Origin of the sequence: Pseudomonas sp. MWU12-3103b (assembly GCF_023100615.1) — a bacterium.
Lineage (GTDB): Bacteria > Pseudomonadota > Gammaproteobacteria > Pseudomonadales > Pseudomonadaceae > Aquipseudomonas > Aquipseudomonas putida_A.
Genome location: NZ_JALMEY010000001.1, coordinates 710,475 through 731,959 on the forward strand (window position 1 = coordinate 710,475; position 21,485 = coordinate 731,959).

At 60.7% G+C, this 21,485-nt stretch carries 17 protein-coding genes; 10 read left to right on the forward strand and 7 right to left on the reverse strand.

Going from position 1 to position 21,485, the window contains the following annotated elements:
• Nucleotides 1-130 precede the first annotated feature (130 nt).
• Nucleotides 131-2,308 carry a malate synthase G gene (locus M0808_RS03255; protein ID WP_003228921.1) on the reverse strand — a complete coding sequence of 726 codons (2,178 nt, stop codon included), beginning with the start codon at nt 2,306-2,308 and terminating at the stop codon, nt 131-133.
• A gap of 648 nt (nt 2,309-2,956) precedes the next feature.
• Here M0808_RS03255 and M0808_RS03260 point away from each other — a divergent pair.
• Nucleotides 2,957-3,475 (forward strand): glycine cleavage system protein R, encoded by a 519-nt coding sequence (locus M0808_RS03260; RefSeq protein ID WP_247839880.1) that lies wholly within the window; start codon nt 2,957-2,959, stop codon nt 3,473-3,475.
• A gap of 223 nt (nt 3,476-3,698) precedes the next feature.
• On the opposite strand, the gene rarD is transcribed toward M0808_RS03260, so the two are convergent.
• From rarD to M0808_RS03285, 5 genes are all read right to left on the reverse strand, one after another.
• The gene (gene rarD, locus M0808_RS03265) at nt 3,699-4,586 is read right to left on the reverse strand and encodes an EamA family transporter RarD (protein WP_095137447.1); all 888 of its coding nucleotides are present in this window, start codon (nt 4,584-4,586) and stop codon (nt 3,699-3,701) included.
• 193 nt (nt 4,587-4,779) lie between these two features.
• A complete protein-coding gene (locus M0808_RS03270) occupies nt 4,780-5,754 on the reverse strand; it encodes a serine/threonine protein kinase (protein ID WP_027610685.1) in 975 nt (324 codons plus the stop codon).
• A gap of 209 nt (nt 5,755-5,963) precedes the next feature.
• Nucleotides 5,964-7,865, reverse strand: coding sequence for a PhoX family phosphatase (locus M0808_RS03275; protein ID WP_247839882.1), 1,902 nt, complete (start codon nt 7,863-7,865; stop codon nt 5,964-5,966).
• A gap of 70 nt (nt 7,866-7,935) precedes the next feature.
• A complete protein-coding gene (locus M0808_RS03280; RefSeq protein WP_139055820.1) occupies nt 7,936-8,700 on the reverse strand; it encodes a TOBE domain-containing protein in 765 nt (254 codons plus the stop codon).
• A 117-nt stretch (nt 8,701-8,817) separates the two neighbouring features.
• The gene (locus tag M0808_RS03285) at nt 8,818-9,627 is read right to left on the reverse strand and encodes a ComF family protein (protein WP_247839884.1); all 810 of its coding nucleotides are present in this window, start codon (nt 9,625-9,627) and stop codon (nt 8,818-8,820) included.
• 91 nt (nt 9,628-9,718) lie between these two features.
• Here M0808_RS03285 and bioB point away from each other — a divergent pair, with 91 nt between their 5' ends.
• From bioB to M0808_RS03330, 9 genes are all read left to right on the forward strand, one after another.
• Nucleotides 9,719-10,774, forward strand: a complete 1,056-nt coding sequence (bioB, locus tag M0808_RS03290; protein WP_095137442.1) for a biotin synthase BioB — start codon at nt 9,719-9,721, stop codon at nt 10,772-10,774.
• Nucleotides 10,775-10,933: 159 nt separating this feature from the next.
• A complete protein-coding gene (bioF, locus tag M0808_RS03295; protein WP_247839886.1) occupies nt 10,934-12,112 on the forward strand; it encodes an 8-amino-7-oxononanoate synthase in 1,179 nt (392 codons plus the stop codon).
• The gene (locus M0808_RS03300) at nt 12,105-12,836 is read left to right on the forward strand and encodes an alpha/beta fold hydrolase (RefSeq protein WP_247839888.1); all 732 of its coding nucleotides are present in this window, start codon (nt 12,105-12,107) and stop codon (nt 12,834-12,836) included. Before bioF ends, M0808_RS03300 begins: the two co-directional genes overlap by 8 nt.
• Nucleotides 12,829-13,641 carry a malonyl-ACP O-methyltransferase BioC gene (gene bioC / locus M0808_RS03305; protein ID WP_247839890.1) on the forward strand — a complete coding sequence of 271 codons (813 nt, stop codon included), beginning with the start codon at nt 12,829-12,831 and terminating at the stop codon, nt 13,639-13,641. The genes M0808_RS03300 and bioC overlap by 8 nt, the downstream gene beginning before the upstream one ends.
• The gene (bioD, locus tag M0808_RS03310; RefSeq protein ID WP_098965936.1) at nt 13,638-14,318 is read left to right on the forward strand and encodes a dethiobiotin synthase; all 681 of its coding nucleotides are present in this window, start codon (nt 13,638-13,640) and stop codon (nt 14,316-14,318) included. The genes bioC and bioD overlap by 4 nt, the downstream gene beginning before the upstream one ends.
• A 109-nt stretch (nt 14,319-14,427) precedes the next feature.
• Nucleotides 14,428-14,724, forward strand: a complete 297-nt coding sequence (locus M0808_RS03315; protein ID WP_003228898.1) for a hypothetical protein — start codon at nt 14,428-14,430, stop codon at nt 14,722-14,724.
• Between the two features lie 276 nt (nt 14,725-15,000).
• Nucleotides 15,001-16,806, forward strand: coding sequence for a phenylacyl-CoA dehydrogenase (locus M0808_RS03320; protein WP_027610694.1), 1,806 nt, complete (start codon nt 15,001-15,003; stop codon nt 16,804-16,806).
• A gap of 193 nt (nt 16,807-16,999) precedes the next feature.
• A complete protein-coding gene (locus tag M0808_RS03325) occupies nt 17,000-18,289 on the forward strand; it encodes a GGDEF domain-containing protein (RefSeq protein WP_202370965.1) in 1,290 nt (429 codons plus the stop codon).
• A 188-nt stretch (nt 18,290-18,477) separates the two neighbouring features.
• Complete coding sequence (locus M0808_RS03330) at nt 18,478-20,256, forward strand: acyl-CoA dehydrogenase C-terminal domain-containing protein (protein ID WP_247839891.1); 1,779 nt, start codon at nt 18,478-18,480, stop codon at nt 20,254-20,256.
• Between the two features lie 227 nt (nt 20,257-20,483).
• Here the strand turns inward: M0808_RS03330 and M0808_RS03335 are convergent, their stop codons facing one another.
• Nucleotides 20,484-21,413, reverse strand: a complete 930-nt coding sequence (locus tag M0808_RS03335) for a LysR family transcriptional regulator (RefSeq protein ID WP_247839893.1) — start codon at nt 21,411-21,413, stop codon at nt 20,484-20,486.
• Nucleotides 21,414-21,485: the final 72 nt, after the last annotated feature.

Here is a 21,485-nt window from a genome sequence, read left to right on the forward strand (position 1 = left end):
ATGTTGAATGTGAGTCCGTCTTCGCGAGCAAGCCCGCTCCCACAAGGAATCTCCAGTGGTCCGGAGATTTTTATAGGCCAACAAAAAAGCCCTGATCTCTCGACCAGGGCTTTTTCACAGCAGCGCAAATTTACAGGCCGTTGGCCTTCTTGAACTCGCGACGACGACGGTGCAGCACCGGCTCGGTGTAGCCGTTCGGCTGTTTGGTGCCTTCGATCACCAGTTCGACTGCCGCCTGGAAGGCGATGTTGCTGTCGAAGTTTGGTGCCAGCGGACGGTACAGCGGGTCGTTGGCGTTCTGCCGGTCAACCACTGGCGCCATGCGCTTGAGGCTTTCCATCACTTGCGCTTCGGTGACGATACCGTGGCGCAGCCAGTTGGCGATGTGCTGGCTGGAGATGCGCAGCGTTGCACGGTCTTCCATCAGGCCGACGTCATTGATGTCCGGCACTTTCGAACAACCCACGCCCTGGTCGATCCAGCGCACTACGTAACCGAGAATGCCCTGAGCGTTATTGTCCAGTTCGTTCTTGATCTGCTCCGGGGTCCAGCTCGGGTTGACCGCCAGCGGAATGGTCAGGATGTCGTCCACCGAAGCACGGGCACGCTTGGCCAGTTCGGCCTGACGGGCGAACACGTCAACCTTGTGGTAGTGCAGCGCGTGCAGCGCAGCAGCGGTCGGCGACGGTACCCAGGCGGTGTTGGCACCGGCCAGCGGGTGCGCGATTTTCTGTTCGAGCATCGCCGCCATCAGGTCAGGCATCGCCCACATGCCTTTACCGATTTGTGCACGACCTTGCAGGCCGGTGCTCAGACCGATATCGACGTTCCAGTTCTCGTAGGCGCCGATCCACTTCTCGGCCTTCATGTCGGCCTTGCGCACCATCGGGCCGGCTTCCATGGAGGTGTGGATTTCGTCGCCGGTACGGTCGAGGAAACCGGTGTTGATGAACACCACGCGCTCGCTGGCAGCCTTGATGCAGGCTTTGAGGTTGACCGTGGTGCGGCGCTCCTCGTCCATGATCCCGACTTTCAGGGTGTTGCGCTTGAGGCCCAGCACATCTTCGATGCGACCGAACAACTCGTTGGTGAACGCCGCTTCTTCCGGGCCGTGCATCTTCGGTTTGACGATGTAGACCGAGCCGGTGCGGGTGTTCTTGCGCGAGGTGTTGCCGTTGAGGTTGTGCATCGCCGCCAGACAGGTCACCAGACCATCGAGAATGCCTTCCGGCACTTCGTTGCCGTCCTTGTCCAGAATCGCGTCGATGGTCATCAGGTGACCGACGTTACGCACGAACAGCAGCGAGCGACCGTGCAGGGTCAGTTCACTGCCATCGACCTTGGTGTAGGTGCGATCCGGATTCATGGTGCGGGTGAAGGTCTGGCCGCCCTTGGCGACTTCTTCGGACAGGTCGCCCTTCATCAGGCCGAGCCAGTTGCGGTAGATCACCACTTTGTCGTCGGCATCGACGGCAGCCACGGAGTCTTCGCAGTCCATGATGGTGGTCAGTGCCGCTTCCATCAGGATGTCTTTGACGCCGGCAGCATCGGTCTGGCCGACCGGGGTGCTGGCGTCGATCTGGATTTCGAAATGCAGGCCGTGGTTCTTCAGCAGGATCGCGATCGGGGCATTGGCATCGCCCTGGAAGCCGATCAGCTGTGCATCGTTGCGCAGGCCAGTGTTGCTGCCGCCCTTGAGGGTGACCAGCAGTTTGCCGTCAACGATCTTGTAAGCCGTCGAATCGACGTGGGAACCGGCGGCCAGGGGCGCCGCTTCGTCGAGGAACGCACGGGCGAAGGCGATGACTTTATCGCCACGCACCTTGTTGTAGCCTTTGCCTTTTTCCGCGCCACCGTCTTCGCTGATCGCGTCGGTGCCGTAGAGGGCGTCGTACAGCGAACCCCAGCGGGCGTTCGAGGCGTTGAGGGCGAAGCGGGCGTTCATCACCGGGACCACGAGTTGCGGGCCGGCGGTACGGGCGATTTCATCATCGACGTTTTGCGTCGTTGCCTGGAAATCAGCCGCTTCTGGCAGCAGATAACCGATTTCTTGCAGGAAGGCTTTGTAAGCCACGGCGTCGTGCGCCTGGCCGGCATGTTCCTGGTGCCAGGCATCAAGGCGAGCCTGGAAGTCATCGCGTTTGGCGAGTAGGGCTTTGTTCTTCGGCGCCAGGTCATGAATGACCTTGTCGGCACCTTCCCAGAATTTTTCGGCGGTGAGGCCGGTACCGGGAATGGCTTCGTTGTTCACGAAGTCGAACAGGACTTTGGCGACCTGCAGGCCACCGACTTGAACGTGTTCAGTCATTGCTTGCCTCACTCTGCTCAGCTATTTCGCTTTTCAGCTCTTCAATTTTGACAATGAAGCCTCTGGCCATTTAAACCACAAACCTTCCGACCAGTACATGCCATTGCTGGCGGCTGGGCTGGGACCAATCAACGGCTTGGGGGCCTTGCTGACGGGGCTTTCAGGGTTGCGAACATGCCTTGGGCAGACATCGATCCAGCGTTATGTAGTGCGCGCCGAGGCATACTACATGATGCGTTGCGCTTGTGAAAATCAGACTAATAACGTCGTTCTGCGACCTCATGACGCATTGCGGTCACGTCGCGGAACGGGATGTTCTCAAAAAACCATCGGATTGTTCCAGCTAAATATAAAAAGTTGTACACATAAATCCTTTCTGCCTGCTATGGCATCCCCCTGCGGTGCACACTCTGTGGCGAGGGGATTTATCCCCGATGGGTGGCGAAGCCGCCCCCTGCGCGCTGACAGGTAGACCGAGCTGACAGGGTTTACGGCTGCTGCGCAACCGATCGGGGATAAATCCCCTCGCCACAGGTTGCATCCAAAACCAAGACACAGGTCACTCGCACAAATTGCTGCCCGGGCTGAATCAAACCCCTTGCCTATACTTGCCTTTCTATAACAAAAGTCATGACAAGAGGGCGCGCCATGGACCATCTCGTACTCACTGTGTTTGCTCCGGACAAGCCCGGGCAGGTCGAGCGCATCGCCCAATGCATCGCCGAGCACGGCGGCAACTGGCTGGAAAGCCGCATGTCACGGATGGCCGGGCAGTTCGCCGGGATTCTGCGAGTGGGCGTACCGGCGGAGGCTTACGACGAATTAGTCGATTCCTTACAAGCACTGTCGGCCCAAGGCATTCGCGTGCTGATCGCGGAGAGTGGTATCGAGCAGTCCTGCACCTGGAAACCGATCGGCATGGAGTTGGTGGGCAATGACCGCCCGGGCATCGTGCGCGACATCACCCGGTTGCTCAGCGAGCAGGGGGTGAACCTCGAACGGCTGGTGACCGAAGTACGGCCGGCGCCGATGAGCAGCGAGCCGCTGTTCCACGCCGAAGCGATTCTGGCGGTGCCGCTGACCTTGTCGCTGGATGTGCTGCAATCGCGTCTGGAAACCCTGGCCGATGATCTGATGGTCGAACTGGTGTTACGCACAGACCTTTAAACGGCGCTGGGGTTATCCAGTTTTAACGTGCACCTGCCTGTGGATAACCTGTAGAGACCGGGCGCTACGCCACGCCAGCCGTGGCTTGCCGGGAACTGATCAAAAAACCGCCAGCATTCAGTGACTTGCGCACAAACGGCGGGGATCACGCTGTGGATAACCTTGGGAAGGAACGTTGCAGGCCACGAGAACCGTGGCCTGCGAAGCTTTGTACGTTTTTTGATCAGCTGCGCCGACGCAAACTGATCACTGCATCGACGCTGTAAACGGCCAGACCGGCCCAGATGAAGATGAACGCGATCAGCGTGCTCGACGACAAATGCTCACCAAACAGCAGCACCGCCTGCAGCAGCACCAGGGTTGGCGCGGTGTACTGGAGGAAACCGATGGTGGTATAGGGCAGATGACGGGTGGCCGCGTTGAAACACACCAGCGGGATGAGCGTCACCGGCCCCGCCGCGACCAGCCACCAGGCTTGCGAGGTGGTCCAGAACTCGGGTTGAGCGCTGGTCGCGGTCTGGTTGAACAGCAGCCAGGCCACGGCGATCGGCACCAGCATCCAGGTTTCCACCACCAGCCCCGGCAAGGCCTTGACCGGCGCCTGTTTGCGGATCAGACCGTAAAAACCGAAGGTCAGCGCCAGCACCAGCGATACCCACGGCAGACTGCCGACCTGCCACACCTGCTGCGCCACGCCGACGGCTGCCAGCCCCACCGCAATCCACTGCATGCGCCGCAGGCGTTCGCCGAGAATCAGCATCCCCAACAGCACGTTCACCAGCGGGTTGATGTAGTAACCGAGGCTCGCTTCGAGCATGCGCCCGTTGTTCACCGACCACACATAGGTCAGCCAGTTGGCCGCGATCAGGGTGCCGCTCAGGGCGAGGATCGCCAAGCGCTTGGGGTTGTCGAGCAACTCGCGTAACCAGCCCGGATGCTTCCACACCATCAGCAGCAAGGCGCCGAACAGTGCCGACCACAACACGCGGTGAATGATGATCTCGACAGCGGGGACTTCGGCGATGGCTTTGAAGTAGATCGGGAACAGGCCCCAGATGATGTAGGCACTCAGGCCCAGAATGTACCCGCGACGCGGGTTGGCGGCTTGCATGCAGAATCCTTGCTTAGGCAGCTGACAAAGCAGGGATTGTAAGGAGATTTGTTGGCAAATGAGTTTTGAATTTGTGAATACTGGCCAAATGTGGGAGCGGGCTTGCTCGCGAATGCGGTGTATCAGCAGCAGAATAATTGCCTGACACACCGCCTTCGGGAGCAAGCCCCCTCCCACAAAGGTTTGTGGTGAATCAGAAGAGTTTCAGTGGCTCTTCATTCAGCGCCGACAGCTGTTCACGCAGCGCCAGCACCTGATCGCCCCAATACCGTTCCGTACCAAACCAAGGAAAGCTGTGCGGGAACGCCGGGTCGTCCCAGCGTCGTGCCAGCCAGGCGCTGTAGTGCATCAGGCGCAGGGCGCGCAGCGGTTCGATCAGCGCCAGTTCACGGGGATCGAAGTCGTGGAATTCGTTGTAGCCGTCCATCAGTTCCGACAGTTGCCCGAGGCATTCCTGACGGTCGCCGGCGAGCATCATCCAGATGTCCTGCACGGCCGGGCCCATGCGGCAGTCGTCGAGGTCGACAATGTGGAACATTTCATCGCGGCACATCATGTTGCCGGGGTGACAGTCGCCATGCATGCGGATGTTCTGGTGCGGCGTGGCGGCGTAGACGTCTTCGACCCGCTTGAGCAGGTCGCGGGCCACTGACTCGTAGGCCGGCAGCAGGCTCTTGGGGATGAAGTTGCCTTCAAGCAACGTCGCCAGCGAGGCATGGCCGAAGTTCTGTACGCCCAGTGCTTCACGGTGTTCGAACGGCTTGGTCGCGCCGACCGCATGAATACGCCCGAGCAACTGGCCGAGACGATACAACTGATCGAGATTGCCCGGCTCCGGCGCACGGCCGCCGCGACGCGGAAACAGGGTGAAACGGAAACCGGCGTGTTCGTGCAGGGTCTGGCCGTTGTGGATCAGCGGCGCCACCACCGGGATTTCGACGTCGGCCAGTTCGAAGGTGAACTGGTGTTCTTCGAGGATGGCTTCGTTGGTCCAGCGTTGCGGACGGTAGAACTTGGCGATCAGCGGTTCGGAGTCTTCGATACCGACCTGATAGACGCGGTTTTCGTAGCTGTTGAGCGCCAGAATGCGTGCGTCACTGAGAAACCCGATGCTTTCGACGGCATCGAGCACGAGATCGGGTGTGAGGGTTTCAAACGGGTGGGCCATGCTGACTCCTGCGCGCAGCAGGCTGCCGCGTCCGGCCCAGCATGGTAGCGCAGACTGTAGAGGTTGAGGGTTTTGCCTTGAATAGTGGGCTGCCTGGAAGGGCCTCTTCGGGAGCAAGCCCCCTCCCACAGTAGATCTCCGGTGTGCCGACCATCTCATGCAGTCAGCCGATCCAATGTGGGAGCGAGCCTGCTCGCGAAAGCGATTTATCAGGCGCCGACGATCCCGCCATCTTCACGGGTAATCGCCATCACCGATGAACGCGGCTTGCCATTCGGCAGATGCTCGGGGAAGGTTGAACCACCGTTTTCGCCTGGATGTTGAATCCCGACAAACAGGGTTTTCTGATCCGGCGAGAAGCTGATCCCGGTCACTTCACAGCCAATCGGCCCGACCATGAACCGGCGAATTTCGCCGGTCTTCGGATCGGCACAGAGCATCTGGTTGTTGCCCATCCCGGCAAAGTCCCCGGCGTTGCTCGAGTCGCCGTCAGTCAGAATCCACAAGCGCCCGGCCTTGTCGAAGCCCAAACCGTCCGGGCTGTTGAACATGTTCTGCGGGGTGATGTTCGACGAACCGCCCTTCGGCGTACCGGCGTGCACGCCCGGGTTGCCTGCGACCACAAACAGGTCCCAGGCGAAGGTTTTCGCCGCATGATCGTCGCGGTCGGTGCGCCAGCGCAGGATCTGCCCGTAGACGTTCTTCGCACGCGGGTTCGGCCCGCCCACCGGCTGCCCGTCTTCGCCGCGCTTGGCGTTGTTGGTCAGGGTGCAATAAACCTGGCCGTCCTTCGGGCTGACCACGATCCATTCCGGGCGGTCCATACGCGTGGCGCCGACCACACTGGCGGCGAGGCGGGCGTGGATCAGCACTTCGGCCTGATCGGCGAAACCGCTGCTGGCGTCGATGCCGTTCTTGCCGTGGGTCAGTTCGATCCACTGGCCCTGGCCCTTCGGGTGATCCGGGTTACCGTCACCGGCGTCGAACTTGGCCACGTACAGCGTGCCGTGGTCGAGGAGGTCGCGGTTGGCTTTCGGGTTGCGATGGTTGATGCGGTCGCGGCTGACGAACTTGTAGATGAACTCGCCGCGTTCGTCGTCGCCCATGTACACCACGGCGCGACCGTCATCGGTCTCGGCGAGGGCGGCGTTTTCATGCTTGAAGCGACCCAGCGCCGTACGCTTGACCGGGGTCGATTGCGGATCGAACGGATCGATCTCGACCACCCAGCCGTGACGGTTGAGTTCGTTGGGATTCTTCGCCATGTCGAAACGCGGGTCGAACGGGTGCCAGTTGATCTCGCGGCTGGCGGCCGACACGCCGTAGCGCTTTTGCGCCGGGTCGAACTGCTGCTGAGCGTTGCTGCTGCCGAAGCAGTCGGTGAAGTTCTCTTCGCAGGTCAGGTAGGTGCCCCACGGCGTCTTGCCGTTGGCGCAGTTCTGGAAGGTGCCGAGGACTTTCTTGCCGTGCTTGTCGGCGGCCGTCTTCATCAGCTCATGACCGGCCGCCGGGCCACTGATGCGCAGCGGCGAGTTGCCATGGATGCGACGGTTGTAGCGCGAGCCCTGGACGAACTGCCACTGACCATTTTTGCGCTGCACTTCGATCACCGACACCCCTTCACAGGCCAGCGCCTTGCGCACGTCTTCGGCCGACTGCGGCATGCCGCCGTGCGGGTAGAGGTAGCGGTAATTGGTGTATTCGTTGTTGATCGCCATCAACGCACGGTTTCGGTCGTCGGGGAATTCGAACAGGCTCATGCCGTCGTTGTTGTCGCCGAATTGCACTTCCTGGGCGGCGGCGGTGCCATTGCCGCTCGGGTCGAACGCCGGGCCGTTCTTGTGCAATGGCTGACCCCAACTGATCAGCACCGAGGACTTGTAGCCCTTGGGCAGGCTGATGACGTCGGTGGTCGCGGCGGGAATGCTCTCGAAACCGAGCAGGCGGCTGTTGCCGGCGCTGATGCCGGTGGCCAGCGCGCTGCGGCTCAGCAGGTTGCCGCCGAGGAACATGGCGGCGCCGCACAGTGCCCCGGCGCTGATGAAACCGCGACGGCTGAGGCCGACCATTTTTTCCAGATCAGTCGATTGGTTTTCTTCTAATAGGCTCACATCAGGCTCCCTGCTTGGTTTTGGCAGCCACCTTAATGAGCGTCGATTACGCTTTCGTTGCAGCGCCTGATTACAGCGGCGTGCCGATCAGTACGTTGGACGGCGAGAACTGCACCTGCACCGGTTGCTCGACACTCAGCCCGCGGGTGCGAAGCTGCAGCGGCTCCGCCAGAGCGCAGAGCGTCTGGCCGTTGGGCAGGGCGATGCGAACTTCGCTGGGGCCGTCTTCGGCATCGAGAATGGCTTCGATAGTGCCTTGCAGAAGATTGTGTCCAGATGTTGCAACTTGCTCCGGGGCCAGCAGTTCAAGCCAGCCAGCCTTGATCAGTGCCACCACTTCAGTGCCCGGTTGCAGTTCCAGGTGCACGGTGCTGTCGTGGGTGATCTGCGCGTTGATCCACAGGCCTTCGGCCAGTTCGAGGCGAATCAGGTCGTTGCGGCCCTGACCTTCGATGGCCACGACTTTGCCGTGCAACTGGTTGCGCGCGCTGGTTCTGAGCATCAATCGCCCAAGCAGATCCAGATCGCTGGCGTCCTCAGCGGCCTCCAGCACTTGTGCCTGCAAGGCCTGCAGTTTTTGATAAAGGCGCAACACCCGTTCGCCTTCGCTGGACAACCTGGCGCCGCCGCCGCCCTTGCCGCCGACCGCGCGCTCCACCAGCGGTTTCTGCGCCAGGTTGTTCAGTTCATCAATCGCATCCCATGCCGCTTTGTAACTCAAACCGGCGCTTTTCGCGGCGCGGGTGATCGAGCCCTGTTCGGCAATGTGTTGCAGCAGGGCGATGCGCTGCGGACGGCGGACGATGTGCTGGGAGAGCAGGGTGGGCAGGGACATGGAAGTGGCGGCTTTTTCACAGTGGCGGTGGGAAGTGAAGTTGGCGGCTTGAACCACAAGAGTCAAGCCACACGCTGTCCTCCCTGTGGGAGCGAGCTTGCTCGCGAAGGCGGTGGGTCAGTCGCCAAAGATGCTGAATGTGCAGGCCTCTTCGCGAGCAAGCCCGCTCCCACAATGGAATTGTGCTGACTTTCGGTTCCCCGGTTTTGGCGTGCGCGCCAGGCAATACACGTCAACTCGCGCCGCCCCTGCATCCCGCAGCAGTCGCGCCAGTGCCTGGGCCGTGGCGCCGGTGGTCAGCACATCATCAATCAACGCGAAGTGCCGACCTTTCACCTTTGCGTCAGGGGTCAGAGCGAAGGCGTGACGCAAATTGTGCTTGCGCGCCTTGGCGTCGAGATCCTGCTGGGCGCTGGTGTCGTGGATCCGCCGTAGAGCATGTTCCTCAAAAGGCAGATCCAGCTGTTGGCTTAACCATCGCCCCAGCATTGCCGCTTGATTGAACCCGCGTTGACGCAGACGTTTCCCCGCCAACGGCACCGGCAACAACGCATCAGGCCTTGGCAATCCTTCATCGAAGCGATGTTGCAGGTATTGTCCGGCAACGTCGGCGAGTAGGTGACCAAACGGCCATTTCGCGTTGTGTTTAAAGCGCGTAATCAGACTGTCCACCGGGAAGTCATAGCGCCACGGCACCACCACCTGTTCGAACGCCGGCGGCTCTAGCAGGCATCCGCCGCAGGTCAGGCCAGCGCTGGGCAGCGGCAAGGCGCAGGTCTGGCAATGGTCGCCGAGCCAGGGCAAATCGGTTTCGCAGGCGACGCAGATTGGCACTTCTGCTTCTGCGGGTTCATCGCACAACAAACAGCTTTGTACGTTTTTTAAACAGATGTAAACCTGTGCTTCGTCTCGTGGTTGACAGCGCATGACTCTTCCTTAAATATGCCGAACATCCGTGTCGCGCCTGTGGGTATTCCGTTCCCGCAGCCGCCAGCCAAGCATAACCAAGGAACTGCCCATGAGCGCCAGCACCTCTGCCACCCTGCGTCACGACTGGTCTTTAGCCGAAGTCAAAGCGCTCTTCGTACAGCCATTCAACGATTTGCTGTTCCAGGCGCAGACGGTGCACCGCGCACATTTCAACGCCAATCGCGTGCAGGTTTCCACGCTGCTGTCGATCAAGACCGGCGCCTGCCCGGAAGACTGCAAGTACTGCCCGCAGTCCGGTCACTACAACACCGGCCTGGAAAAAGAAAAGCTGATGGAAGTGCAGAAAGTCCTCGAAGAGGCTGCCCGCGCCAAAGCCATCGGCTCGACCCGTTTTTGCATGGGGGCGGCGTGGAAGCACCCGTCGGCCAAAGACATGCCGTATGTGCTGAAGATGGTCGAAGGCGTGAAAGCCATGGGCCTGGAAACCTGCATGACTCTCGGTCGTCTCGATCAGGAACAAACCGAAGCGCTGGCTAAGGCTGGCCTCGATTACTACAACCACAACCTCGACACCTCGCCTGAGTTCTACGGCAGCATCATCACCACCCGCACCTACAGCGAACGCTTGCAGACGCTGGCCTACGTGCGTGAGTCGGGGATGAAGATCTGCTCCGGCGGCATTCTCGGCATGGGCGAGTCGCTGGACGACCGCGCCAACCTGCTGATCCAGTTGGCCAACCTGCCGGAGCATCCGGAGTCGGTGCCGATCAACATGCTGGTGAAGGTCGCCGGCACGCCGCTGGAAAACGCCGAAGACATCGACCCGTTCGACTTCATCCGCATGCTCGCTGTCGCGCGCATCCTTATGCCGCAATCCCACGTACGCCTGTCCGCCGGCCGCGAAGCGATGAACGAGCAGATGCAGGCCCTGGCGTTTTTCGCCGGTGCCAACTCGATTTTCTACGGCGACAAACTGCTGACCACCGCCAACCCGCAGGCCGACAAGGACATGCAACTGTTCGCGCGCCTGGGCATTCAGCCGGAAGCGCGCGAAGAGCATGCCGATGAAGTGCATCAGGCCGCGATCGAGCAGGCGCTGGTGGAGCAGAAGAGCAGCGAGCAGTTCTATAACGCGGCGGTCTAAACCTGCGCGGATTTCTCTGAAGGAATGCAAAACCCCTGTGGGAGCGAGCTTGCTCGCGAAAGCGTCAGTGCAGTCGACATTACCGTTGAATGTCAGACCGCCTTCGCGAGCAAGCCCGCTCCCACAGGGAATCTGTGTCAATTGAAAGTCGAGGCCTGCATGTCTTTCGATCTCGCCGCACGCCTTGCTGCCCGCCGTGCCGAAAATCTTTATCGCCAGCGTCCGTTGCTCGAGTCCCCGCAGGGGCCTGAAGTGGTGGTTGACGGGCAGCCGTTGCTGGCGTTCTGTAACAATGACTACCTCGGTCTGGCAAATCACCCGCAGGTGATCGAAGCCTGGCGCGCCGGTGCCGAGCGCTGGGGCGTCGGTGGCGGAGCGTCGCATCTGGTGATCGGCCACAGCGGCCCGCATCACGCACTGGAAGAAGCCCTCGCCGATCTCACCGGCCGGCCGCGTGCGTTGCTGTTCACCACCGGCTACATGGCCAATCTCGGCGCGGTCACGGCGCTGGTCGGGCAGGGCGATACGGTGCTGGAAGATCGCCTCAATCACGCCTCGTTGCTGGATGCCGGTCTGTTGTCCGGCGCGCGTTTCAATCGTTATCTGCACAACGACGCCGACAGCCTGGCCAAGCGCCTGGAGAAAGCCACCGGCAACACGCTGGTGGTCACCGACGGCGTGTTCAGCATGGACGGCGATCTCGCCGATCTGCCGGCGCTGGCGCGTGAGGCGAAGGCCAAAGGCGCGTGGTTGATGGTCGACGATGCCCATGGCTTCGGCCCGCTCGGCGCCAATGGCGGCGGGATCGTCGAGCATTTTGGTCTGAGTCAGGAGGATGTGCCGGTGCTGGTAGGCACCCTCGGCAAGGCGTTCGGCACGGCGGGTGCTTTCGTCGCTGGCAGTGAAGAGCTGATCGAAAGCCTGATCCAGTTCGCCCGGCCCTACATCTACACCACCAGCCAGCCGCCAGCGCTGGCCTGCGCGACCCTGAAAAGTCTGGAATTACTGCGCACCGAGCATTGGCGACGTGAGCACCTTAACCTGCTGATCCGCCAATTTCGTCGAGGGGCCGAGCAGATCGGTCTGCAGCTGATGGACAGCTTCACCCCGATCCAGCCGATCCTGATCGGCGACGCCGGTCGAGCCATGCGCCTGTCGCAGCTGCTGCGCGAACGTGGCTTGATGGTCACGGCAATCCGTCCGCCTACCGTCCCGGCAGGAAGTGCACGCCTGCGCGTGACCCTGACCGCCGCTCACAGCGAGGCGCAGGTGCAGCTATTGTTAGAAGGACTGGCCGATTGCTTTGCCCAACTGCCGCCGGAGCCAAGCCATGCGTGATCGCCTGATTCTGCTGCCCGGCTGGGGCCTCGGCGTTTCGCCGCTGGAGCCCTTGGCCGTGGCATTGCAAGGGCTCGACGAGCATCTGCATGTCGAGATCGAGCCGTTGCCGGAGCTCGATTCCAGCGACTTGCAGGACTGGCTCGACGAACTCGATGAACGTATTCCTCAAGACGTGTGGCTGGGCGGTTGGTCGCTGGGTGGCATGCTTGCCTCTGAACTGGCAGCACGGCGCGGCGAGCGTTGCTGCGGTCTGCTGACGCTGGCGAGCAATCCTTCATTTGTCGCCCATGAGCATTGGCCGAGTGCGATGCCGGGCGAGACGTTCGATGCATTTCTCGCCAGCTGCCAGACCGACCCGCGGATGACCCTCAAACGGTTCTCGTTGTTGTGTGCCCAGGGCGCGCAAGACCCGCGCGGCATGTCGCGGCTGATGCTCGGCGGTGCGCCGAATGCGGCGGCCGAGATCTTGATGGCCGGGCTGGAATTGCTCGCACAGCTGGATACCCGGGAAGCGTTGCAGGCGTTTCGCGGCCCGCAATTGCACCTGTTCGCCGGGCAGGACGGCCTGGTGCCTGCGGAAGCGGCGGGGGCGTTGTTCGCCCTGTTGCCGGATATCGAAATTGGTCTGATCGAACAGGCCAGTCATGCGTTTCTTCTGGAAGACCCCCATGGCGTGGCGGGTGCGATCCAGGCTTTTCTACACGAGTGCGGTGATGACTGATTTGTCTCTTGTTGCGCTGCCTGGCGGCTTGCCTGACAAGCGCCAGGTCGCGGCGTCTTTTTCTCGTGCGGCGGCCAGCTACGACAGCGTTGCCGAGTTGCAGCGCGACGTCGGTTCACAGTTGCTGCAGCGTTTGCCGGCAAGTTTTCTGCCGTCAACCTGGCTGGATCTGGGCTGCGGCACCGGCTATTTCACTCGCGCATTGGCCGAGCGATATGTCGACGGTCAGGGGCTGGCGCTGGATATCGCCGAGGGCATGCTCAATCACGCACGACCATTGGGCGGCGCTCAGCATTTCATCGCGGGTGATGCGGAGCGTCTGCCGTTGCAGGATTCGATGTGTGAGCTGATTTTTTCCAGCCTCGCGGTGCAGTGGTGCGCGGACTTCGAGTCGGTGCTCAGTGAGGCTTTTCGCGTACTGAAACCCGGTGGGATTTTTGCGTTTGCTAGTCTTTGTGTAGGGACGTTGTACGAGTTACGGGACAGTTGGCGGCAGGTCGATGGTCTGGTGCACGTCAACCGCTTCCGCGAATTCGCCCGGTATGAGCAGTTGTGTGCCGCCAGTGGCTTGCGTACGGTGAGTCTGCAGAATCAGGCGCATGTGTTGCACTACCCGGATGTGCGCAGCCTGACTCACGAACTCAAGGCACTCGGCGCGCATAATCTGAACCCTGGCCGGCCGGGTGGCTTGACCGGGCGCGCGCGGATTCTCGGCTTGATCGAGGCTTACGAGCAGTTCCGTGAGGCGCAGGGATTGCCGGCGACTTACCAGGTGGTCTACGCCGTGTTGGAGAAACCCTTATGAGCGCAGCCTATTTCATCACCGGGACTGACACCGATGTCGGCAAGACCACCGTGGCTGCCGGGTTGCTGCATGCTGCGCGCTCGGCAGGGCTGAGTACGGCGGCGGGGAAACCGGTGGCTTCGGGTTGCGAGGTAACGCCCAAGGGTTTGCGGAATGCCGATGCGCTGGCGCTGCTGGCGGAATGTTCGGTGCCGTTGACTTATCAACAGGTCAATCCGGTGGCATTCGAGCCGGCCATCGCGCCGCATCTGGCCGCGCGTGAGGCCGGCGTCGCGCTGACCGTGCAATCGCTGCTGGCGCCGATGCGCGAAATTCTGGCGCTGAATGCCGATTTCACGTTGATCGAAGGGGCGGGTGGCTGGCGGGTGCCGTTGGCCGATCAGGACAATCTGTCGGATCTGGCCATCGCGTTGAAGCTGCCGGTGATTCTGGTGGTGGGTGTGCGCCTGGGCTGCATCAGTCATGCGTTGCTGACGGCCGAGGCGATTGCCCGCGATGGCCTGCAACTGGCCGGTTGGGTGGCGAATATCATTGATCCGAAAACCTCGCGTCTGGAAGAGAATCTGGCGACGCTGGCCGAGCGGATTCCCGCGCCTTGTCTGGGGCGGGTACCGAAACTGAAGTCGCTTAGCGCCGAGGCGGTGGCTGATCATCTGCAACTCGATCTGCTGGATTAATGTTTTTGGCTATGACAAGGCACTGTGCCATCAGTATTTTTGACGGGTGTTTTTCTGGCGCCTCTGCTTCAATGGCAGTCATTGATCCTTCCCAAGGATGAGAACTCCCATGGAAATCTCCGGTAACACAGCTTTTTATGCGGGTTTGAGCACGATTCAGACCGGTCAGAACCGTGTCGATCAGGCGGCCAGCCAGATCGCCAACAACACCATCGAGCGTTCGGTCACCAGCCAGTCTTCCGAGGCGCAGGTCGATCGTCTGCGCGGTATCGACCGCAGTCAGCAAATGGATCCGGGCAGCGCCATGGCCGAAATGGCCCAAGGCAAGTTTCAGGTAGAGCTGGGCACCAAGGTCGCCAAGGCTTCCGATGAAATGCTCGGTACGATCATCGATACGTTTGCCTGATTTTTCGTGTCTCCTGCCTGCTGAACGCCGCGCCTCGTCGCGGCGTTTTTCGTTGTAAGTCCTTCTCCCTCAACTAATCTTTTTTCATTGCCCGTGGCGCTTTGCAGTCCATGGCAGTTTGCCGTGTCCGGCATTTGAAAAAAGTCATGACGAACGGCAAAAGATCGACGCTTGACAAGATTTCGGCGTAAACGTATGTTTCAAACAACTGTTTGACCGTCACAACAAATCAACGCGGTCGTTCATTCCCGGTTACATCAGCAGAGGTTTATCGCTATGCCTGACTACAAGGCCCCCTTGCGTGATATTCGCTTCGTTCGTGACGAACTGCTCGGCTACGAAGCGCACTATCAGAGCCTTCCAGCTTGCTCCGAAGCAACGCCGGACATGGTTGACGCCATTCTTGAAGAAGGCGCCAAGTTTTGTGAGCAGGTACTGGCACCGCTGAACCGCGTGGGCGACCTCGAAGGCTGCACCTGGAGCGAGTCCGGTGTGAAAACCCCGACTGGCTTTAAAGAGGCCTACAAGCAATTCGTCGAAGGCGGCTGGCCAAGCCTGGCGCACGACGTCGAGCACGGTGGTCAAGGCCTTCCAGAGTCGCTGGGTCTGGCTGTGAGCGAAATGGTCGGTGAAGCCAACTGGTCGTGGGGCATGTACCCAGGCCTGTCCCACGGCGCGATGAACACCATCTCCGAGCACGGCACCCCTGAGCAGCAAGAAGCCTATTTGACCAAACTGGTTTCCGGCGAGTGGACCGGCACCATGTGCCTGACCGAACCGCACTGCGGCACCGACCTGGGCATGCTGCGCACCAAGGCCGAGCCTCAGGCTGATGGCTCCTACAAGGTTTCCGGGACCAAGATCTTCATCTCGGCCGGTGAACACGACATGGCCGACAACATCGTCCACATCGTACTGGCCCGCCTGCCGGATGCTCCGGCTGGCACCAAAGGCATTTCCCTGTTCATCGTTCCAAAATTCCTGCCGAACGCCGATGGCACCCTCGGTGCGCGCAACGCAGTGAGCTGCGGTTCGCTGGAACACAAGATGGGCATCCACGGCAACGCCACCTGCGTGATGAACTTCGACGGCGCCACCGGTTTCCTGATCGGCCCGGCGAACAAAGGCCTGAACTGCATGTTCACCTTCATGAACACCGCACGTCTGGGTACCGCGCTGCAAGGTCTGGCCCACGCCGAGATCGGCTTCCAGGGTGGCCTGAAATACGCTCGCGATCGTCTGCAAATGCGCTCCCTGACTGGCCCGAAAGCGCCGGACAAGGCCGCTGACCCGATCATCGTGCACCCTGACGTACGTCGCATGCTGCTGACCATGAAGGCCTTCGCCGAAGGCAACCGCGCGATGGTGTACTTCACCGCCAAGCAGGTCGACATCGTCAAATACGGCGTCGACGAAGAAGAGAAGAAGAAAGCCGACGCACTGCTGGCGTTCATGACGCCGATCGCCAAGGCGTTCATGACCGAAGTCGGTTTCGAAGCCGCCAACCACGGCGTGCAGATCTACGGTGGCCACGGCTTCATCGCCGAGTGGGGCATGGAGCAGAACGTTCGCGACAGCCGCATTTCGATGCTGTACGAAGGCACCACCGGCATCCAGGCACTCGACCTGCTGGGCCGTAAAGTGCTGATGACTCAAGGCGAGGCTCTGAAAGGCTTCACCAAGATCGTCCACAAGTTCTGCCAGAACAACGAAGGCAACGAAGCCGTCAAAGAATTCGTTGCACCGCTGGCTGCACTGAACAAGGAATGGGGCGAGCTGACCATGAAGGTCGGTATGGCTGCCATGAAAGATCGCGAAGAAGTTGGCGCGGCCTCCGTGGACTACCTGATGTACTCCGGTTACGCCTGCCTGGCCTACTTCTGGGCCGACATGGCACGTCTGGCAGCCGAGAAGCTGGCAGAAGGCACCGGCGACGCCGCGTTCTACACCGCCAAGCTGCAAACCGCGCGCTTCTACTTCCAGCGCATCCTGCCACGTACCCGTACCCACGTGGCCACCATGCTGTCGGGCGCCAACAACCTGATGGACATGAAAGAAGAAGACTTCGCACTCGGCTACTAAGCCTCAACGCGGTCTGACGAAAACCGTTGCTCCCTCTGGGGGCAGCGGTTTTTTTGTTGCTGAATCGCTCAGAAACCCGGGTTTTCTGCCGTTAAAGAGACTGCGTGTGATCTGGATCACATTGTGTGTGCTTAACTGGCCACATTGCAGGCACAATGCCATCTCTTTGATATGACGGGTCGGAGCTTTACCCTTGCCGCGTTCTTCCGCTGTACGTTTCAGCCATTTCCTACCTTCACTGCTGTTGTTGCTCGCGGGGTTGGCGGCTGCGTACGTCAAAGACCTCAACGTGTTCTTCACTTCGCTGTTCAACGTACTGCCAACCCTGGTGCTGCTGTTGGGCGGCGCTTACTGTGCGGTTTACCGACGTCAGCGCGAGCTGTTTCTGATGCTCACGGTGTACATCGCCTACTTTTTGCTCGACACCCAGACCGACTATTACCGCGACAATGGCAAAGTGCGCGATGACGCAGCCGTGGTGTTCCACCTGGTCTGCCTACTGCTGCCGTTGCTGTTCGGGCTGTTCGCCGCGTGGCAGGAACGTACCCATTTGTTCCAGGACATGGTCGCGCGCTTCGCCGTGTTGCTGGCCTTTGGCAGTGTTGCTTTGGGGCTTGAACAAAGTTATCCGCAGGCGCTGCTGATGTGGCTCTCGGAAATCCGCTGGCCGGCGCTGCACGGCGCCTGGATGAGCCTGATCCAGATGTCCTATCCGGTATTCCTCTCGGCGTTCCTGTTGCTGGCCTGGCAATACTGGCGCAATCCGCGCCCGCTGCACGCGGCGCAGCTGGTCGGGTTGCTCGGGGTGTTCTGGATGCTGCCGAAAACTTTCATCCTGCCGTTCACCCTGAACATCATGTGCAGTCAGGTGATGCTGATGATTGCCGCTGCCGTGGCGCATGAGGCCTATCAAATGGCCTTCCGCGATGAACTCACCGGTCTGCCGGGGCGTCGTGCGCTCAATGAACGGATGCAGCGCCTGGGGCGCAACTATGTGCTGGCGATGAGCGACGTCGATCACTTCAAGAAATTCAACGACACCCACGGTCACGACGTCGGTGACCAAGTGCTACGGCTGGTCGCCAGCAAGCTGTCGAAAATCAGCGGTGGCGGTAGGGCGTATCGCTATGGGGGTGAAGAATTCGCCTTGGTGTTTGCGGGCAAAACCCTCGAGGAGTGCATGCCGCACCTGGAAGTCATCCGCGAGTCGATTGCCTCCTACAACATCCAGTTGCGCAATCAGGAGAGCCGTCCGCAGGACGATCAGCAAGGTCGTCAGCGTCGTAGCGGCAGCGGTGCTTCCAGTGTCTCGGTCACGGTCAGTATTGGCGTTGCCGAACGGGTCGAGCAACGGACGCCGGAAGAAGTCCTCAAGTCCGCCGACCAGGCGTTATACAGCGCCAAGGGCGCCGGGCGTAACTGCGTCATGGCGTTCGGACAGAACCGTCGCGGCGCGGTGCGCATGGACAGCGCCGCTGGCTGACTCAAGCCACACGTCATCACTCAAAGCCCGCTGATTGCGGGCTTTCTTCTATCTCTGAATGCTGGTGACCAAAAATAACAAATCAGTCACCGGTTGACCCTATGTGTCGCAAAAGTTGTTGAGGTACACTCGGCCTCAACGAAAACACTCTTCCACGAATCACCTGTTTAGATCTTGCGAGGTTTGCCATGGCTGACTACAAAGCGCCGCTGCGCGATATGCGCTTCGTCCTCAATGAAGTATTCGAAGTCGCCAAACTCTGGGCCGAACTGCCGGCCTTGGCCGAGACTGTCGATGCAGAAACCGTAGAAGCCATTCTCGAAGAAGCCGGCAAGGTCACCAGCAAAAGCATCGCGCCACTGAGCCGTGCGGCCGACGAAGAAGGCTGCCACTGGAAGGACGGTGCCGTCAGCACCCCGGCCGGTTTCCCACAGGCCTATCAGACTTACGCTGAAGGCGGCTGGGTCGGTGTCGGTGGCGATCCGGCCTACGGCGGCATGGGCATGCCCAAGGCTGTTTCGGCTCAAGTAGAAGAGATGGTCAACTCCGCCAGCCTGTCGTTCGGCCTGTACCCGATGCTGACCGCCGGCGCCTGCCTGTCGATCAACGCCCACGCCAGCGAAGAGCTGAAGGCCGCCTACCTGCCGAACATGTACGCCGGCATCTGGGCCGGTTCCATGTGCTTGACCGAGCCGCACGCCGGCACCGACCTGGGCATCATCCGCACCAAGGCCGAACCGCAGGCCGACGGTTCCTACAAGGTCAGCGGCACCAAGATCTTCATCACCGGCGGTGAGCACGACCTGACCGAGAACATCATCCACCTGGTGCTGGCGAAACTGCCGGACGCACCTGCTGGCCCGAAAGGCATTTCGCTGTTCCTGGTGCCGAAGTTCATGGTCAATGCCGATGGCAGCTTGGGCGCGCGCAACCCGGCGAACTGCGGTTCGATCGAACACAAGATGGGCATCCAGGCGTCCGCGACCTGCGTGATGAACTTCGATGAAGCTGTGGGCTATCTGGTCGGCGAGCCGAACAAGGGCCTGGCGGCGATGTTCACCATGATGAACTACGAACGTCTGGGCGTCGGCATTCAAGGCCTGGCCAGCGGCGAGCGTTCCTATCAGAACGCCGTCGAATATGCGCGCGATCGTCTGCAGAGCCGTTCGCCGACCGGCGCGCAGAACAAGGACAAGGTTGCCGACCCGATCATCGTCCACCCGGACGTGCGTCGCATGCTGCTGACCATGAAAGCCTCGAACGAGGGCGGTCGCGCCTTCTCCACCTACGTGGCGATGCAACTCGACACCGCCAAGTTCAGCGAAGACGCGACCACCCGCAAGCGCGCAGAAGACCTGGTCGCACTGCTAACTCCGGTGGCCAAGGCATTCCTCACCGACCTGGGCCTTGAAACCACCGTCCACGGTCAGCAGATTTTCGGCGGCCACGGCTACATCCGCGAGTGGGGTCAGGAGCAACTGGTGCGTGACGTGCGCATCACGCAGATCTACGAAGGCACCAACGGCATTCAGGCGCTGGACCTGGTCGGGCGCAAGATCGTCGGCAGCGGCGGCGCGTTCTACAAGCTGTTCGCTGACGAGATCCGCCACTTCACCGCAACCGCCAGCACTGACCTCGGCGAATTCACCAAGCCGCTGAACGATGCCGTCAGCACCCTCGACGAGCTGACGGCGTGGCTGCTGGATCGGGCGAAAACCAATCCGAACGAAATCGGCGCAGCCTCGGTCGAATATCTGCAAGCGTTCGGCTACACCGCTTATGCCTACATGTGGGCACTGATGGCGAAAGCCGCGCTGGGCAAAGAAGCGCAGGACGATTTCTACGCCAGCAAGCTAGGCACCGCGCGCTTCTATTTCGCCCGTCTGCTGCCGCGTATCCACTCGCTGAGCGCGTCGGTGAAGGCGGGTAGCGAATCGCTGTTCCTGCTGAATGCTGAGCAGTTCTGATGATGTAACGTCATGTAAGCATTCTCTTACATGACGTGCTGCTGTTCTCCCATAGGCGAAGATTGGATCCACAGCTAATCTACAACTCATGGACGTCGCGCAGGAAGCGCAAAGCAACAACACGGACACGTAGGATTCTGCCAGGGTGGCGGAGTGAAATGGATGTCAGGGAAACAGTCTGCAAAGCCCCGCTTCGGCGGGGTTTTCTTTTGCCTGCAGAAAAGTTTTCAGGCCAGCGGATCCAGTGGCGGCGCTGCTTTCAGCGGTTTGTCTTCACGCTGAATCACTTCTTCCAGCAATGTGCGCAGCAAGGTCAAAGACGCCTGCTGGCGTTGCACATCGCGGCACACCAGCCCAACCTTCAGCGGCACCCGTGGTTCGCTCAACGGCTTCCACAGCAGATCCTGCTCGTCGTATTCCCTCTGTGAGCGCCCGGGCAGCACCGTTGCCAGTTTGGTGTGCGGCAGACTGTCGAGAATCCCCAGCATATTGTTCAGCTCGGCCTGCACTTGCGGGCGCCGACCCAGGCTGGTCAGTTGCGCCTGCCAGATCTGCCGGATCTGAAACTCTTCGCCCAGCAGCAACATCGGCAATTCCGCTGCCTGCCGCATCGAGACCTTCTTGAATTCACGCAGCGGGTGATCCGCCGGTATGACCAGCGTCAGTTCGTCCTCGTACAGCATCACGCCATGCAGCCCCGGTTGGCGCGGCGGCAGGTAGCTGATGCCGATGTCCAGCGAGCCGTTGAGCAAACGGCGCTCGATCTCCAGCCCCGTCAGTTCATAGATCTGCACCACAAGATGGGGCTGCGCCTTGCGCACCCGTTCGAGCATTTGCGGCACGAGGCTGGTGTGCACGGTTTGCAGCACGCCAATCGCCAGAGTGCGCAAGGCCTGGCCCTTGAAGTTGCCCAGCGCTTCCCGCGCCCGCTGCAAACCGTCGAGCAGCGGCACGGCGTGGTTGTACAGCGTGTGCGCGGCAAGGGTCGGCAACAGGCGTTTGCTGCTGCGTTCGAACAGCGTGACGTCGAGGTTCTGTTCGAGCTGACGAATCTGCTGCGACAGCGCCGGTTGCGAAATCGACAGGCGTTCGGCGGCCCGACCGACATGGCCCTCTTCGTAGACCGCGACGAAATAACGCAGTTGTTTGAAATCCATAAGTAATACTTATCGAAAATGCTGGTAAATCGAAATGGCCCGAAGCCGTCAGTGAGCCTAGTCTAACCGCAA